This window comes from Acetobacter sp. P5B1 (assembly GCF_018811985.1).
Classification (GTDB): Bacteria; Pseudomonadota; Alphaproteobacteria; order Acetobacterales; family Acetobacteraceae; genus Acetobacter; species Acetobacter cerevisiae.
Window position 1 is genome coordinate 207,103 of the sequence record NZ_JACRVS010000002.1, and the last position, 15,129, is coordinate 222,231.

Below are 15,129 nucleotides of genomic sequence, written 5' to 3' on the forward strand. Positions count from 1 at the left end.
GGAGAGAGGCGCGGGGCTTAGTAGTCTCCGCGCCCTTTGTTGCGTAGCAGTCTGGCCTTGTCTCTCTGCCAGTCCCGATCCGCAATCGCATGGCGCTTGTCCACGCTCTTTTTGCCTTCACCCAAGCCGAGTGTCACTTTTGCACAGCCACGGGCGTTGAAGTGAATATCCAGCGGAACCAGCGTCGCCCCTTCCCGCGCAACAGCACCAAGAAATTTCTCAATCTGCTTGCGGTGCAGGAGCAGCTTGCGCGGTGCGCGCGTATCGAAGCGAGACAGAACGCCCCCTTGATATTCCGGGATATAGCTATTGAGCAGCCACAACTCCCCATCGCGTTCCGCAGCAAAGGCTTCAGCAATCGTGGCCCGGCCCATACGCAGACTTTTGACCTCAGCCCCTTTCAGGACCAGACCTGCCTCAATGGTTTCCGTAATGGTATAATTGAAGCGCGCCTTGCGGTTTTGTGCGGCAATACCATGAGAAATCATGGTCGCCTTTGCTGGTTTCTTTGCCATGGCTTAGTTCAGCAGCCCGACATCAATCAGCGCCGCTTTGACCAGTCGGCGTGAAGGTTCGGTGAGCGGTGCCAGCGGCAGACGGCAGGTTTCCCCGGCCAGACCCAGAAGGCTGGCTGCATACTTAACCGGTGCCGGATTGCTTTCACAGAACAGAGCGTCATGCAGCGGCAGGAGCTTATCTTGTGTGGCGATGGCGTCTGCTACACGACCAGCCTGCCACTCGGCCTGAACCTTGGCGCATAGAGCTGGAGCGACATTTGAGGTGACGCTAATGCAGCCATCGCCTCCTGCTGCGAGGAAGGATACTGCCGTTCCATCCTCACCAGAAAGCTGATTGAAAGGCTTGCTGATGGCGCGGCGTACCTGCAGCGGGCGCAGCAGATTGGCCGTGGCATCTTTCACGCCAATAATATTGGTATGGCGTGCCAGTCGGGCCATCGTTTCCACGCTGATATCAATCACCGAGCGGCCCGGAATGTTATACAGCACGACCGGAATGGAAATTGCATCCGCAACGGCCATGAAGTGCCGGTAAAGGCCTTCCTGCGTCGGCTTGTTATAGTACGGCGTGACGACCAGCACCGCAGAAGCCCCGGCTTTTTCAGCGTGGCGCGCCAGATCAACCGCCTCACTCGTGCTGTTGGAGCCTGCGCCTGCAATCACGGGAGCGCGGCCAGCAGAAACCTTGATGGCGCGTTCGATAACTTCGTGATGCTCCTGATGCGACAGGGTCGGGCTTTCCCCCGTGGTCCCCATGGCGCAGAGGGCGGACGTGCCTTCTTCAATCTGCCAGTTCACCAGATGTTCAAAGGACGTGAAATCCAGACTGCCATCCCGGTTCATCGGGGTGATCAGAGCGGTAATGGAGCCTGTAAAGCGTGTGTCTGACATGAGCTGTCGTCTATCCCGAAATGGCGTCTGCGTGCCCTGAAGTCTGGTCTTCAGAGGGAGCGCCGGTCATGTGTCGCCGGAAAGGCGACTGCGTGTATACGCCCAGAATTTCGGCGTTCGCGGCAAAAAATTCAAGTTCTGACAAGGCTTTGCCCAGCCGGTTTTCTTCCGGATGGCCTTCTACGTCCATCAGGAAGCGTGTTGCAGCAAAGCTTCCGCCTGTCATGTAGCTTTCCAGCCGCGTCATGTTCAGGCCGTTGGTGGCAAAACCTCCCAGCACCTTATAGAGCGCACCGGGAATATTTTTGACGTTAAAAATCAACGTCGTCATCACATGCGGGGTGCCGCAGGCGGGGCGCTCCGCCGTGCGGGAGGCGATGTAGAAGCGCGTGGTGTTGTGCTTCGCATCTTCCACGTTTTTGAGCAGAATTTCCAGACCGTTCAGCTCTGCTGCCAGTTCGGAGGCAACTGCGGCTTCCTCTTTTTTGCCCCAGAGCGCCACCAGCTCTGCCGCACCCGCCGTATCAAACTCCGTAACCGGCGTCAGGCCACGCTCTCGCAACAGATTGCAGATCTGCCCCATGGCGACGGGGTGCGTATGGACGCGCTTGATATCTTCCAGTCTGGCACCGGGCACGCCCAGCAGGCAGTGTTCAATGCGCTGAAAATGCTCACCCACAATATGCAGGCCCGAGGCCGGCAGCAGTGTGTGAATATCCGGCACGCGCCCTGCCAGACTGTTCTCGCAGGCCAGCATGGCCAGATCCGCGCGGCCGGTATGAACAGCCTCTATGGCCCCGGCAAACGTCTTGCAGGGTAGCGTGCGCCAGCCGGGTTTAACTGTGCGACATGCGAGGTCGGAATAGGCGCCCAGGGCCCCCTGAAAGGCGATGATCTTATCAGTCATTGCGTGTGTCATGCCTTGAAATGCTGCCGGGCCCGGTCCAGGTCTGCCGGGGTGTCCACACCAAAGGGGGCTGCGTCAATGCGTGCGCAGCCAATACGCATCCCGGCTTCCAGAGCGCGAAGCTGCTCCAGTTTCTCGCGGCGTTCAAGGCCCGATTCCGGCAAGGATACAAAACGTTTCAGCGCTTCCCGTCGCCAGCCGTAAACACCGACATGGTGCCACAGCCCCCCCTCGCCCCACGGAATCGGGTTGCGGGAGAAATACAGGGCCGGAGCGCAGGGTGTATCTGCGTCAAAATGGCAGGCAACCTTAACTACGGACGCAGCCAGTTTTTCGTCTTCAGAGAGGACCGGAGCTACCAGCGTGCCAATATCGAAGGCCGGGTTAGGCATCACGCGCATTACGGCACGCAGATCATCCGGGGAAAACGTCGGCAGATCTCCCTGCAAATTGATGATCACATCGTGCTCGCCCTCAGGGTCAAGCTCTTGTGCTGCCTGCCAGACTCTGTCTGAGCCCGATGGAAGGTCCGGGTCTGTCAGCACGGCGCGACCGCCAGCCTGTGTCACCACATCACAAATTTCCTGATCCGCCGCGGCAACAGCAACGGGGCCGACATCCGCAGCAATGGCCGCATCCAGCACCCGCAGAATCATGGCGCGTCCGGCAATATCGGCCAGTGGTTTGCCGGGCAGGCGTGTGGAGGCAAGCCGGGCTGGGATGATGACAAGCGGGGAGATCATCAGCTTGCTCTGGAATACGGCACGGAATATAGCCTTGGAAACAGTGTGAAAACGCTGCCGAAACTGGCACAGCGCCCTGCATGACAGGAAGCGGCGCGCAGTCTAGAAAAGGCGTGAGCCAAACGCAACCGGAGGACCCGGCTTCTCGTATGGACAGCATGTTTCTCAACCGGCTGGGCGCGGCCTTTCTGCTTTCCGGCGTGTCCGTATGGATGTGTAGCGCTGTAGGCTCAGCCGTTGTGCCTCAGACAGCCCCCGCAAAACCTGCGTTTTCTCTCCCCGGTCTGGACAATAAACCTATTGCCCATTTCATGGCGCATGCGGATGCTGAAAAAGGCGATGCGCTTGTCCATCAGGTCTGCACAAGTTGCCATGCCGTGAATGAGGGTGCGTCCGATGGCGTTGGGCCTAATCTTTCCGGCGTAGCAGGTCGCCGAATTGCGGGGCTTTCCAACTATTCTTATTCTACGGCGCTTAAAAGCCAGCATGGGCATGTCTGGTCAGATCAGGCTTTGTCGGACTGGCTCACGTCCCCTGCCCGGTTTGCGCCCGGCACACGCATGTCTCTGGTCGGTCTGCCTGATCCGGCTCAGCGCGCGGATATTATCGCGTATCTGCACACATTGGGGGATGCCGAAGCCCCCGCTCCTTCTTCCGATCCCAAGGTGAACCCATGAGCGATGACGATCTGAACCCCTTTCTGGACGTAGCCATCATGATGGCCGAGGCCGCCCGATGCGTGGTGCGGCCATGGTTCCGGCGGGGTATCAGCGTTACCGACAAGGCGGATGAAAGCCCCGTGACCATTGCAGACCGCACAGCCGAGCGTGTGATGCGTGCCATTCTCGCGGAGCGTCTGCCTGACCATGGGGTGTTTGGAGAGGAATTCGGTCTTGTGAATGACGCCGCCCGGTATCGGTGGCTGCTGGACCCGGTGGACGGGACGCGGGCTTTTGTGACGGGCCGGCCACTGTTTGGAACGCTGATCGCGCTCCTGCGGGACGGTCAGCCTGTGCTGGGGGTGATTGATCAGCCCGTTCTGCAGGAGCGCTGGATTGGCCTGACCGGGCAGCAGACCCGTTTCAGTTCCCCGCTGGGTGGTGCGCCGGTTACGCGCCCCTGTCCGCGTCTGGCAGATGCGGAACTCTCCTGCACATCGCCTGAAATGCTGGAAAGTGCGCCGCATGAAGGCTGGAAAACGCTGAAAGCCCGTGCCAAGCGCATGACATGGGGCGGTGATTGCTACGCCTATGGCCTGCTGGCGCTCGGGCAGGTTGATCTGATTGCAGAGTGCGACATGAACCCATGGGACTGGGCCGCGCTTGTGCCGGTTATTGAAGGAGCTGGTGGTAAAATCACGGCATGGGACGGCAGCCCGCTCAGAGCGGATGGAGACCGGACCGTGCTGGCGGCGGGAGACCCTGCTCTGCATGCCGAGGCCGTAAGCACTCTGGTCGGGCATGGCTGACAGGCTCGCTCATTTTAACGATTCACTGCGCCAGACCTATGAATTTACCGCATTTTGCGATAGGCCTGCGCTTCAGCACAACAGGTATGGTCATTCCTCATGAGCACGCAACTGTCCCTCCCCAAGGATAAGATCCGCATTCTGCTGCTTGAAGGCGTTCACGATAGCGCTGTCGCGCTGCTGAAAGCCAGCGGCTACGAGAACGTGGTCCGCCACAAGGGAGCGCTGGAAGGCGATGCCCTGAAAAAAGCTCTGGAAGGCGTCCATGTTGTGGGGATCCGTTCCCGCACGCAGCTGACCAAAGAGGTAATTGAGGGCGCTGACCGTCTGATTGCCATTGGCTGCTTCTGCATTGGAACTAACCAGGTGGATCTGGAAGCCGCCCGGCTGAACGGGATTCCGGTCTTCAACGCGCCCTACAGCAATACCCGCTCTGTGGCCGAACTGGTCATGGGCGAGATTGTCATGCTTATGCGCCGCATTTTCCCCGGCTCCATTGGCTGTCATCAGGGCCTGTGGAACAAATCCGCCGCCAATAGCTGGGAAGTGCGCGGCAAGACGCTCGGGATTGTTGGCTACGGGTCCATTGGCTCACAGCTGTCCGTTCTGGCAGAAGCTTTCGGCATGCGCGTCATTTACTATGATGTGGTGGATAAGCTCGGCCATGGGAACGCCATGCCGGTTGATACGCTGGAAGACCTGCTGAGCCAGAGTGATGTGGTGAGCCTGCATGTGCCGCAGCTCCCGACAACCAAAAACATGATGGGCGCTGAACAGATCCGCGCCATGAAAAAAGGCTCGTTCCTGATCAATAACGCCCGCGGGAATGTTGTCGACCTTGATGCGCTGGCCGAGGCTCTGAAAGACAAGCATCTGCTAGGTGCGGCTATCGATGTGTTCCCCAAGGAACCCAAAGGTCCGAATGATCGTCTGGAAACGCCGCTCAAGGAGCTGGATAACGTCATTCTGACACCGCATATCGGCGGTTCCACGGCCGAAGCGCAGGAGCGCATTGGGGTGGAAGTGGCCCGTAAGCTGGTCGAATATTCCGATGTGGGGTCAACCTTCGGCGCTGTTAATTTTCCCGGTGTGCAGCTCCCGCAGAGCCCGCGCGGCACCCGTTTTATGCACGTGCACCACAACGTGCCGGGCATGATGATGCGTCTGAACGAAATCTTCCTGAAGCAGACCTGCAACGTCACAGCGCAGTTCCTGCAGACGGATGGTGAGATCGGCTACGTGGTTGTGGAAGCTGATACGGGTAAAAACAAGGATACGGATGACACCATCCTGCACGCTCTGCGTGACCTTGAGGGCACCATTCGTGCCCGTCTGATCTATCAGGGTCATTGATCTGATGGCGGTCCGGGGGCGGGAATGATCAATTCCCGCATCCGTAGTTTTGCCTTCGCCGGGATAGAGGCGCGGCCTGTCTGGGTGGAAGTCCAGATTTCGTCCGGCCTCCCGGCATTTCTGATTGTTGGCCTGCCTGACAAGGCAGTGGGGGAGGCCCGGGAGCGCGTCCGCGCCTCTCTGACCTCCATGGGTATGGCGCTGCCCGCCAAGCGCATTGTTATCAATCTTGTCCCTGCCGATATCCCTAAAGAAGGGTCGCATTTCGACCTGCCTATAGCGCTTGCCCTGCTCTGCGCCATGGAAGTTCTGCCCTACGAAGAGGTGTCGCGTTTTGCAGCTTTGGGTGAACTTTCTCTGGATGGTCGGCTAAACCCGGTGGCTGGTGTGCTGTCTGCCTCCATTGAGGCATCCGCCATGTCTCTGGGGTTGATCTGTCCGGCCAGGCAGGCGGAAGAAGCGTTGTGCGGCGGCGATATTGCCATTCTGGGCGCCCCCACTCTTCTCGCTCTTATTAATCATTTCACCGGTCTTCAGGTTCTCACGCCACCGGCTTTCTCCGAACGCGCGCCAGACCCATCCTCTGAACGTCTGCCGGATCTTTCTGAGATCAAGGGGATGGAAACCGGACGCCGGGCGCTGGAAATTGCTGCGGCTGGTGGCCATTCCATTCTTCTTTCCGGGCCACCCGGTGCCGGAAAATCCATGCTGGCTGCCCGCCTGCCCAGTCTGCTGCCAGATCTGACGCAGAGGGAAAGTCTGGACGTCTCGCGCATTTATAGTGCCGCCGGATTGTTGAAAGACGGTCGTCCGATCCGACGCCCTCCTTTCCGAGACCCGCATCATTCTGCAACCTTGCCAGCTCTGGTAGGTGGCGGAAGCAAGGCACGGCCGGGTGAAATTAGTCTGGCCGACCACGGAATTCTGTTTCTCGATGAGCTTCCGGAATTTTCCCGCGCAGCACTTGAAGCCCTGAGGCAACCTCTGGAAACGGGGCGTGTGAGTATCGCTCGTGCCGCGCTGCACGTAACCTACCCTGCCCGCTTCCAGCTTATTGCCGCCATGAACCCATGCCGGTGTGGGTATCTGGGGGATGCCAGCAAGGAATGTCGTAAGGCTCCCCGCTGCGGCGAGGATTACATGGCACGGCTTTCCGGGCCACTACTGGATCGTATTGATATTCATGTGGCGATGCAGCCGTTCGAGCCGCTGGATTATCTTTCCGGCCCGTCTGGTGAGGCGAGTGCACCTGTAGCGGAACGGGTGCAGGTCGCGCGCCAGCGGCAATATACCCGACATGACGGCATGAAAAATGCGCAGGCCACTCTGGAACAGATGCCGATAACGGAGGCCGCGCAGGCTCTGGCGCAGAAAGTGGCAACACGCTTCCGTTTTTCAGCACGCGGCTATACCCGCATGATACGCGTTGCCCGTACCATTGCTGATCTGGCGGGAGAGACCGAAATTCAGTCTCCCCATGTGGCCGAAGCGGCGACCTTTCGTCTCCGCTCCGGGCAGGATTAAACAGCCAGCGCGCTGCTAGCCATGGGCTTTTAAAACGCTCAGTCCCTGTTCCAGATCAGCAATCAGATCATCCGGGCTTTCCAGTCCAATCTGCAGGCGCATGGACGGCCCTTCAGCCTCATCTGCCGGGAAGTTCCGGGTAATGCCTTTGCTGGTTGGCAGCACGAGGCTTTCATACCCGCCCCATGATGCGCCGATGCCGAACAGCTTCAGTGAATCAATCATGGCTTCCATAGCGCTCTGGCTAAATGTGTCTTTCAGCACAAAGCCGAACAGGCTTCCTGCCCCGGTAAAATCACGCTTCCAGATTTCGTGGCCCGGACATTCGGGGAAGGCCGGGTGCAGGATCCGGGCAATTTCCGGCCGGTCTTTTAGCCAGTGCGCAACCTGCATGGCGGACCGCGCCTGATGAGACAGACGTACCCCCATGGTGTGCAGGCCGCGCAGGGTCAGCCAGCAATCATCCGGCCCGGCAAGCTGGCCCAACTGAATGGCGGTATCTCGCAGCAGATGCCAGTCTTCTGCCTTTGCAACCGTAACAGCCCCGGCGATCACATCAGAATGACCGGAGGGGTATTTGGTCAGCGCCTGAATAGAGACATCCACGCCATGCGTGAACGGTGCAAAAATGCCGAAGCCCCAGGTATTATCCATCATCAGTCGGGCCCCATGCGCGTGGGCAACGCGGGCCAGCATGGGAACATCCTGCACTTCAAACGTATGGCTGCCCGGGCTTTCTGAAAACAATACCCGTGTGTTGGGCTGCATCAGGCCGGTCAGTGTCTCAGCAGAGGCGCAGGGCGGATAATAGGTTGTTTCCACGCCAAAGCGTTTGAGTACGTTTTCTGCAAACCGACGGGTCGGGCTATAGACAGAATCTGGTAGCAGGCAATGGTCCCCGGCATTCAGGAATGCCAGCAACGGCGTAGTGCAGGCCGCAAGCCCGGATGAGACAACCTGACAGTCTGACCCACCCTCAATGACCGCAATCGCTTTTTCAAGCTCGTGCTGAACAGGTGTGCCCATGGCTCCGTAAATATAGGCATGGTCAAAGCGTTTCTGCCCCTGGTGGCGCATGTCGTGCAGCGTGGGAAACAACACCGTGGAGCCGCGCGTGAGGGCCATGTTGACGGGCGTGCCTTCAGGTTGTGCTTCCGGTCTGCCCAGGCGGGTGAGCGTGGAGGAAAGCTTGTCCCAGCCGCGTGTCACGTTGGCGTCAGACGTCATTGTTCAAGATCCTTTCGTCACGGGTGCGCCTGGCGTGGCACCCCATTCTGCCCATGAGCCGTCATAGAGCGCACCTTCGTCAAAGCCAGCCAGCGCAAGGCCCACACTCAGGACGGCTGCCGTCATGCCTGAGCCGCAGGTTGTCACAGCGGGTTTATCCGCCGGCATTCCGGCTTCCAGCAAAATCTCCCGCACGCGGTTAGGGGCGAGAAACTGCCCATTGTCTGCAAGGAGCTTTTTGTAAGGAAGATTAATCGCGCCGGGCATGTGTCCAGAGGCCAGACCGGGGCGTGGTTCTGGTACTTCCCCATAAAAGCGGGCGGCGGAGCGGGCATCCAGAATGGGCTGCAAGGCACCGGAAACAATATCCAGCATATCCCCCAGCCCTTTCAGGCGCGCAAAACGGGTATGGCATGCGTAAGGCTGAGCCGTTGGCATAGGGGCAGCACCCTGTGCGATTGGCTGATTGTCGCGCAGCCATGCCGGAAGGCCACCATCCAATATAAAGGCCTGATCATGCCCAAACAGTCTGGCCAGCCACCAGCCCCGACATGCCGAGGCGGTGTTGCCCTGATCATAAAACACCACACGCGTTGACCTGCTGATGCCCAGAGCGCCAAACAGGCGGCCAAAGCGCGCAGCAGACGGAACAGTATGAGGCTGCGTGCTTTCCGGGTCGGAGAAAAGGTCGATATCAAACCGCAGACTGCCGGGAATATGGGCTTTCAGAAAAGCCTCATCCGGGTTGCTGGTTTCTCCGGGCAAAAGCGCTGTTGCATCCAGAATACACAGCGGGCTTTCTCCCTGCCAGCAGGCAAGGGTCTTTACGGTAATAAGGGGCGACATAGCATTAATCCCGGACCAGCGACGAAGTATCGATGAGGGTAAAGCAAGTCTGCCCGGAAGGGTATTGGTCAGAGTTTTAAAAAGCTGTCTTTTCAGACAGCTCCGTGATGCTCCACCAGTGTTTTGAGGCGGTCAATGGCCTCTCGTCCCTTAAGGGATGTCTGCCAGAGTGTCTCCAGCATATGCTGATGTGTCGCTACGGCTTCCGGAGAGGATGTGATCATGGCAATTCCGGCGGTGCTTTCTGCAGAGCAGTCAGTCCGGAACGGGTTGATGGCCACGGCCATCAGCTCACTGCGGCGCATGAAAATGCACGATGTTGTGGTGATGTTTTTGGGAATGACACTGAACTGAAGTCCCATCGGGACAGAGTCAATCAAGGTGATAATGTTGCGGATTTCCTGCACCGCAACCTGCCGCGCTTTATGCCGCAATGTTGAGGACATGGGAAAGCCAGCTCCCACGCCATGTGTCAGAAAGTCGATAATCTGATTTTCAGGCAACATGGAAATAATGGACGGTTTGCGCTGGCTATACAGTGCGCGTCGTTTTGACTGCGCCAGGATGGCTGGCGCATCCATCAGAGCGCCCCCCTCTTTTCCCTGTTGGCTGGCATGCGCTTCCAGCAGGACAGCATCGTAGGCGGGTGATGTGACCTGATAGCAGACCGGATCCGAGACCTGCAGGATCTGTTCAATATCACCTTCAATCTGTGTGATTTTTTGGAAAAAACTATCCGGGCAACTGTAATATTCAATGCCGACCCCCAGCAGGGTCAGAGGCGAGATATTGAGAAGTTCAGCAAGCCTCTGGACGGTATCCAGCTTAATGACTTCGCCTTTTTCATACCGGTATAGCGCTGCGCGGGAGACACCCAGACGGGCCGCAATTTCATCAGCCCGCATGCCGGATTCAAGGCGAAAAGCTCTGAGCTGCTGACCAATTTCACCAAGATGCATTGTGACAGCAGTCATAGTTTCCACCTTATGAATCAACACGTTATGAACAAAATGTTTTATCGAATAGTATTGTTAATAATACGTTAGTTAACAGATTGTAAAATCCCGTCAATGCTGCCTTAAGACAATTTCAGATACCGGGTGCCGGTATGTTCCCGTTGCGATGCTGAAAAGGCTTTAAGAGACCAGACAAAGTCCCGGATCCGTGGTTTACTATGCCCATGATGGATGGGCTGACTCTGACAACCGAACGGATCATGCTGGCTCTGCTGCTTGGCGGCATCGCCTATGGATGCGTCATTGTTCTTGCCCCTTTTTCCTCAGCAATTTTGTGGGCTGGCGTTCTGACATACGCAACATGGCCCGTGTTCCAGCACCTCAGACGCCGTATGAGCGCTCTGGCTGCGAGTCTGATCATGACGTTTCTCTGCGCTGTGGGATTTGTCATCCCGCTCGCTTTTCTGGCGTCCACGACAATCGCTGCCAGCCCGCGCTGGGCGTCTCAATTGAATGCCCTTTTCAGTTTTTCCCATCATCTTCCCCCTCCTCCCGGCTGGCTGATAAATATTCCCATGGTCGGGCAGGATCTTGCCGGTCAGTGGCAACACTGGAGCCATGATGTGGATCATCTAGGGGCCAGCCTGAGGCCTTATGCGGGGGATATCATCCAGTCCCTGCTGGTGCTTTTCATGCAGGTGGCCAATGGCGCGCTGCATCTGGTGATGGCCTTGTTCATCGCCTTCTTTTTCTGGCTCAGTGGCTCTTCTTTGGGTGACACGCTGAAAGCGGTAATAACCCGCATAGCCGGCCCACATGCTGGCCGGCACCTGCATATTATTGGCGGGACCGTGCGCGGCACTGTGTATGGTATTTTGGGGACGGCGATCATTCAGGGGATTTTGACCGGCATTGGCTTCTGGCTGACCGGGCTTTCCGAACCTGTCATGTTTGGTGTGCTGGCCGCTTTTCTGGCCGTTCTGCCGATTGGGGCCCCGCTTGTCTGGGTGCCCGCGTCCCTCTGGCTTCTGGTCGACCACCACGTGGCCAAAGGTGTCCTGCTCCTTCTCTATGGGCTTTTACTGATTTCCGGGGCCGACCATGTCATCCGCCCGCTGTTTATTGCGCGGGGGAGCAAGCTGCCATATCTCCTGACCGTCTTGGGGGTTATTGGGGGCGTAATGGCTTTTGGGGGGCTGGGGATTTTTCTGGGGCCGATCCTGCTGGCTGTGGGCTTCACATTGACTGTGGAATTTGCCGCTCAGGAAGCGCCCTCTCATTCTTCTTCTGATGATCAAAGGAGACAGCCCTCATGAGGCGTCATTTTCTCCGTCTCATGGATGCGCACCGTCGCAAAAAACAGCTTCGGCCCCCTGTCTCCACAGAGCATGACAGCACCAAAATTATCAGCTGGAACCTGCTGAGAAGAACGGGTGCGACGGTGCATGATGTTGTCGCCCTGATTGAAGCGGAAAGGCCGGATATTCTTCTGATGCAGGAAGCGACGGCTGAAATTGACGTGCTGTCAGATATTCTGGGCGGCTACTATGCCCGTGCGCCTCTACCCGGCCGTATTCATGGCCCGGCCTGCTGGAGCCGGACACCGTTTGCCCGCACGCCGCGTGCCTGCACTATTCCGTCAGGCGCGGTCGTCAAACGTCATGCGCAAATTATTGATTACGGCCCGTTCTCTCTGGCCAATGTTCACCTGTCCCACGGGCAGGTGCTGAACCGGCGGCAACTGCGGCGTATTGCCGCACTTCTGCCAGCACCATGTGCCATTTTGGGGGACTTCAACCTTGTTGGTCCGACGCTGGTGCCGGGCTTCAGAGACGTCGGACCAAAAGCACCGACGCATCGTATGGTGGATCTGGTTCCCATCCGTATTGACCGCTGTCTGGTAGAAGGCATGAGCTGCCTGAGTGCCAGAGTTCTCCCGGTATTTGCCTCAGACCATCGGCCTATCGCTGTTCAGCTGCGGCCCGATATCAAAGTGCTGGCCTCTGTTGCGTCATAGATAAGGCATAAACAGGCGCGCTGCGGCATCACGGATCTGGATCAGCTTGTTCCGTTTATCCAGATCATGGTGGGTCAGACGCCGGTTTCTGTGATGGCAGATGAAATCATCCAGCATTTCTGCCATCAGGACATCATAGGTTTCCATATTGATCTCGAAATTCAGGCGCAGGCTGCGAATATCGAGGTTGGAACTTCCGACAAAAGACCACGCCCGGTCCACCACCATCAGCTTGGAATGGTTGAAAGGTGGATTGACCAGCCACACGCGAACACCGGCATTCAGTAGGGGCGCGATATTGGCGGAGCAGGCCCAGTCCAGAGGTGGATGATTACTGCAACGCGGAATGACCACATCCACCTGCACGCCACGCAGGGCCGCAAGTGCGAGTTCCGACATGACGCGTGACCCCGGCAGGAAATAGGGCGTCATCAGTCTGACCTGCCGCCGGGCCAGAGTGATAGCCTGCAGCATGGTGTATTCAATTTTTTCAAGGTCAGTATCTGGGCCGGCGGTCACAATTCGGGCGACTGACTCCCCGGTGCTGGTGTGTTCCTTGAAATAGATATCGCCTTCCAGCGTCTCCTGCGTCACAAAATACCAGTCCCAGGCGATGGCTTCGGCTAGCTGTTTGACGACGGGTCCTTCCAGCATGAAGTGGGTATCGGACACCGGATGCGGCGGTTTTCTGGAAACCAGATTTTCATCGGCAATATTCAGGCCGCCCATGAAGCCTGTCTTGCCATCCACCACCAGAATTTTCCGGTGATTGCGCAGATTGATGAACGGCATGCGCCAGGGCAGCATGGAATGCATGAAGCGCCCGCACGGCACCCCTGCCCGCCTCAACCGGCGATAAACGGGAGACAGAAAATATCCGCTCCCAATGCCGTCCACAAGAACGCGCACCTGCACACCGCGCTTCTGGGCTGCAATCAGCTTTTCGATAAACAGACCGCCAATCTGATCATTCCGAAAGATATAGGAACACAGCAGAATGCTCTGCTCGGCCTCTTCAATGGCTTTCAACATGAAGGGGTAACCGCCGTCTCCGTCATGCAGAGGGACGATTTTGTTCCCGCCGACCAGAGGGCGACTGGTCAGCTTGCCCACCATCATGGCCAGAGGCGCAAACTGCCCATCCAGTTCTCTGTTCCAGGATGAGCTATGGGACTCTTCAAACCGATGGGAGGACCGGCCGCTCACCAGCTTTTTAGCCAGACGGCGCACACGGTTGATTCCAAACATGACGTAGAGAACAGTCCCCAAAGCAGGCATAAGAACACAAATGCCAATCCAGCCGATGGCGGATGAGGTATTTCTTTTTGTCAGAAGGATGTGCAACGCAACGCTTGTCACCAGCACAAAACGAATGATCGTGACTGTCACCAGAGAAAGATGCGGCAGAATATCAAACGTCATGGGGCAAAATGCATCCTGAAAGGAATCAAACGGTGGCAGTCAGGCCTGATATCATTGAACCAGAACAGAATCGACAAAGGTTGCTCCGGCAGGCGCGAGGATCAAGAGCCTATCAGGATGGCCTGAGTGCGGAAGAGGCCGTATGCTCGGCTTGCATGAAAGAAGGCTGGGTTATTCTCTTAAAAAGAGCCCGCACGCGCCGTGGTGAAATTGATATTGTTATGCGCAAGGGCAGCTTGATTTGCTTTGTAGAAGTAAAAAAGCGCAAAACACTCCGCGGTGCGACGGAATGTCTGGGTGTCTCTCAGCAAAGGCGGCTTTATAGGGCTGCGGAGTGTCTGTTGGCGGCACACCAGCACTGGGTTTACGAAGAATTGCGGTTTGACCTGATAGCGGTTGATGAGCAAAACGCGCTGCACTGGGTGAAAGATGTTATCCGCCAGATGTAGAAAAAGCGCGGTGCCAGAGGCAAGCCGCGCTTTTTAGAAGACGTTTAGAGGCGCAAACGCTCAGGTGCGATGGCGGCGCGTTGCAGCATGCGCAACTACACGTTTGCTGGGGTGGTAAGCCACCAGATGCACCATGTTGCGAGACGTTGCGCCACGCTGAGAGGCAACCTGCGTGTGGCTGGCCCGAACAACGTGGCTCACACGGCGCACATGAACAACCGGCGGGGGCGCAGCAGTCAAAGACGCGAACGTCAGCTTGCTGGCTTCCAGATCGGAAATGACACGTTCCGCGTGCGCTGAAGAGTTCACGGAGAAAACACCTGCGCTCAAACCAACAAAAGCGAAGGCGCAGCGCAAAAACGGAAGACGCATCATCAAAAAATATCCCACCTCTGTTTGTCTGTTTTCAGACTACACAGCCCTCTGATTGCCTGACAACTTAAAAAATCAGGAAGCTGCCTTAAGAGGGATATTTTTTTCTTTCAGCAGGGTCTGGAGTTCACCGGACTGGTACATTTCCGTCACGATATCACACCCGCCGATGAATTCCCCTTTGATGTAAAGCTGGGGAATGGTCGGCCAGTTTGAGAAATCCTTGATCCCCTGACGAATACCGGCGTCCGCCAGAACATTCACGGATTTGAACGGTACGCCCAGATGCTCAAGAATCTGCACTACACGTGCGGAGAAGCCGCACTGCGGGAAGTCGGCATCACCTTTCATGAACAGCGTGACAGGGTTGGTATCAATTACGTTCTGGATCTGCTGTTTGACAGTTTCCGACATTAACCTGGATCCTTGCTAAAAA

General features: G+C 57.2%; 17 protein-coding genes. 7 read left to right on the top strand and 10 right to left on the bottom strand.

What is annotated here, in order from left to right:
* Positions 1-17: 17 nt before the first annotated feature.
* From smpB to KP703_RS02345, 4 genes are read right to left on the bottom strand one after another with little or no spacing between them, the layout of a single operon-like run.
* Positions 18-515 (bottom strand): SsrA-binding protein SmpB, encoded by a 498-nt coding sequence (gene smpB / locus KP703_RS02330; RefSeq protein WP_062140253.1) that lies wholly within the window; start codon positions 513-515, stop codon positions 18-20.
* Between the two features lie 3 nt (positions 516-518).
* Positions 519-1,409, bottom strand: a complete 891-nt coding sequence (dapA, locus tag KP703_RS02335; protein WP_062140255.1) for a 4-hydroxy-tetrahydrodipicolinate synthase — start codon at positions 1,407-1,409, stop codon at positions 519-521.
* A gap of 10 nt (positions 1,410-1,419) precedes the next feature.
* The gene (locus tag KP703_RS02340) at positions 1,420-2,316 is read right to left on the bottom strand and encodes a prephenate dehydratase (protein ID WP_215753685.1); all 897 of its coding nucleotides are present in this window, start codon (positions 2,314-2,316) and stop codon (positions 1,420-1,422) included.
* An 8-nt stretch (positions 2,317-2,324) separates the two neighbouring features.
* A complete protein-coding gene (locus KP703_RS02345; RefSeq protein ID WP_215753686.1) occupies positions 2,325-3,059 on the bottom strand; it encodes a 3-deoxy-manno-octulosonate cytidylyltransferase in 735 nt (244 codons plus the stop codon).
* A gap of 113 nt (positions 3,060-3,172) precedes the next feature.
* On the opposite strand from KP703_RS02345, the gene KP703_RS02350 reads away from it, so the two are divergent.
* The 4 genes from KP703_RS02350 (at position 3,173) to KP703_RS02365 (ending at position 7,404) form a co-directional block, all read left to right on the top strand.
* A complete protein-coding gene (locus tag KP703_RS02350) occupies positions 3,173-3,736 on the top strand; it encodes a cytochrome c family protein (RefSeq protein ID WP_373687415.1) in 564 nt (187 codons plus the stop codon).
* Complete coding sequence (locus tag KP703_RS02355; RefSeq protein WP_215753687.1) at positions 3,733-4,527, top strand: inositol monophosphatase family protein; 795 nt, start codon at positions 3,733-3,735, stop codon at positions 4,525-4,527. Before KP703_RS02350 ends, KP703_RS02355 begins: the two co-directional genes overlap by 4 nt.
* 99 nt (positions 4,528-4,626) lie before the next feature.
* Positions 4,627-5,880, top strand: a complete 1,254-nt coding sequence (gene serA, locus KP703_RS02360) for a phosphoglycerate dehydrogenase (protein ID WP_062251135.1) — start codon at positions 4,627-4,629, stop codon at positions 5,878-5,880.
* Positions 5,881-5,904: 24 nt separating this feature from the next.
* Entirely contained in the window at positions 5,905-7,404 is a 1,500-nt protein-coding gene (locus KP703_RS02365; RefSeq protein WP_215753688.1) for a YifB family Mg chelatase-like AAA ATPase, read from the top strand.
* A gap of 15 nt (positions 7,405-7,419) precedes the next feature.
* On the opposite strand, the gene metC is transcribed toward KP703_RS02365, so the two are convergent.
* The 3 genes from metC to KP703_RS02380 all read right to left on the bottom strand — a co-directional run bounded on the left by metC (position 7,420) and on the right by KP703_RS02380 (position 10,451).
* Positions 7,420-8,631: a cystathionine beta-lyase gene (metC, locus tag KP703_RS02370; protein ID WP_215753689.1), complete on the bottom strand. Its 1,212-nt coding sequence runs from the start codon at positions 8,629-8,631 to the stop codon at positions 7,420-7,422.
* A 3-nt stretch (positions 8,632-8,634) separates the two neighbouring features.
* Positions 8,635-9,477: a sulfurtransferase gene (locus KP703_RS02375; protein ID WP_215753690.1), complete on the bottom strand. Its 843-nt coding sequence runs from the start codon at positions 9,475-9,477 to the stop codon at positions 8,635-8,637.
* 92 nt (positions 9,478-9,569) lie between these two features.
* Entirely contained in the window at positions 9,570-10,451 is an 882-nt protein-coding gene (locus KP703_RS02380) for a helix-turn-helix domain-containing protein (protein WP_215753691.1), read from the bottom strand.
* 206 nt (positions 10,452-10,657) lie between these two features.
* On the opposite strand from KP703_RS02380, the gene KP703_RS02385 reads away from it, so the two are divergent.
* On the top strand, positions 10,658-11,749 hold the full coding sequence (locus tag KP703_RS02385) for an AI-2E family transporter (RefSeq protein ID WP_062251140.1): 1,092 nt from the start codon (positions 10,658-10,660) through the stop codon (positions 11,747-11,749).
* Positions 11,746-12,450, top strand: coding sequence for an endonuclease/exonuclease/phosphatase family protein (locus tag KP703_RS02390; RefSeq protein WP_062273747.1), 705 nt, complete (start codon positions 11,746-11,748; stop codon positions 12,448-12,450). The genes KP703_RS02385 and KP703_RS02390 overlap by 4 nt, the downstream gene beginning before the upstream one ends.
* Here KP703_RS02390 and cls read toward each other — a convergent pair.
* Entirely contained in the window at positions 12,445-13,860 is a 1,416-nt protein-coding gene (cls, locus tag KP703_RS02395; protein ID WP_082779914.1) for a cardiolipin synthase, read from the bottom strand. The two genes, KP703_RS02390 and cls, sit on opposite strands and share 6 nt — an antisense overlap.
* A 44-nt stretch (positions 13,861-13,904) precedes the next feature.
* On the opposite strand from cls, the gene KP703_RS02400 reads away from it, so the two are divergent.
* Positions 13,905-14,321 carry a YraN family protein gene (locus tag KP703_RS02400; protein ID WP_215753692.1) on the top strand — a complete coding sequence of 139 codons (417 nt, stop codon included), beginning with the start codon at positions 13,905-13,907 and terminating at the stop codon, positions 14,319-14,321.
* A gap of 60 nt (positions 14,322-14,381) precedes the next feature.
* Here the strand turns inward: KP703_RS02400 and KP703_RS02405 are convergent, their stop codons facing one another.
* The gene (locus tag KP703_RS02405; protein WP_373687416.1) at positions 14,382-14,630 is read right to left on the bottom strand and encodes a hypothetical protein; all 249 of its coding nucleotides are present in this window, start codon (positions 14,628-14,630) and stop codon (positions 14,382-14,384) included.
* A gap of 138 nt (positions 14,631-14,768) precedes the next feature.
* Positions 14,769-15,107, bottom strand: coding sequence for a Grx4 family monothiol glutaredoxin (grxD, locus tag KP703_RS02410; RefSeq protein ID WP_062140289.1), 339 nt, complete (start codon positions 15,105-15,107; stop codon positions 14,769-14,771).
* Positions 15,108-15,129: the final 22 nt, after the last annotated feature.

What these genes read in the sequence shown, in the direction of transcription:
- smpB (WP_062140253.1), bottom strand. Translation starts at nt 515, where the DNA reads ATGGCAAAGAAACCAGCAAAGGCGACCATGATTTCTCATGGTATTGCC.
- dapA (WP_062140255.1), bottom strand. Translation starts at nt 1,409, where the DNA reads ATGTCAGACACACGCTTTACAGGCTCCATTACCGCTCTGATCACCCCG.
- KP703_RS02340 (WP_215753685.1), bottom strand. Translation starts at nt 2,316, where the DNA reads ATGACTGATAAGATCATCGCCTTTCAGGGGGCCCTGGGCGCCTATTCC.
- KP703_RS02345 (WP_215753686.1), bottom strand. Translation starts at nt 3,059, where the DNA reads ATGATCTCCCCGCTTGTCATCATCCCAGCCCGGCTTGCCTCCACACGC.
- KP703_RS02355 (WP_215753687.1), top strand. Translation starts at nt 3,733, where the DNA reads ATGAGCGATGACGATCTGAACCCCTTTCTGGACGTAGCCATCATGATG.
- serA (WP_062251135.1), top strand. Translation starts at nt 4,627, where the DNA reads ATGAGCACGCAACTGTCCCTCCCCAAGGATAAGATCCGCATTCTGCTG.
- KP703_RS02365 (WP_215753688.1), top strand. Translation starts at nt 5,905, where the DNA reads ATGATCAATTCCCGCATCCGTAGTTTTGCCTTCGCCGGGATAGAGGCG.
- metC (WP_215753689.1), bottom strand. Translation starts at nt 8,631, where the DNA reads ATGACGTCTGACGCCAACGTGACACGCGGCTGGGACAAGCTTTCCTCC.
- KP703_RS02375 (WP_215753690.1), bottom strand. Translation starts at nt 9,477, where the DNA reads ATGTCGCCCCTTATTACCGTAAAGACCCTTGCCTGCTGGCAGGGAGAA.
- KP703_RS02380 (WP_215753691.1), bottom strand. Translation starts at nt 10,451, where the DNA reads ATGACTGCTGTCACAATGCATCTTGGTGAAATTGGTCAGCAGCTCAGA.
- KP703_RS02385 (WP_062251140.1), top strand. Translation starts at nt 10,658, where the DNA reads ATGATGGATGGGCTGACTCTGACAACCGAACGGATCATGCTGGCTCTG.
- KP703_RS02390 (WP_062273747.1), top strand. Translation starts at nt 11,746, where the DNA reads ATGAGGCGTCATTTTCTCCGTCTCATGGATGCGCACCGTCGCAAAAAA.
- grxD (WP_062140289.1), bottom strand. Translation starts at nt 15,107, where the DNA reads ATGTCGGAAACTGTCAAACAGCAGATCCAGAACGTAATTGATACCAAC.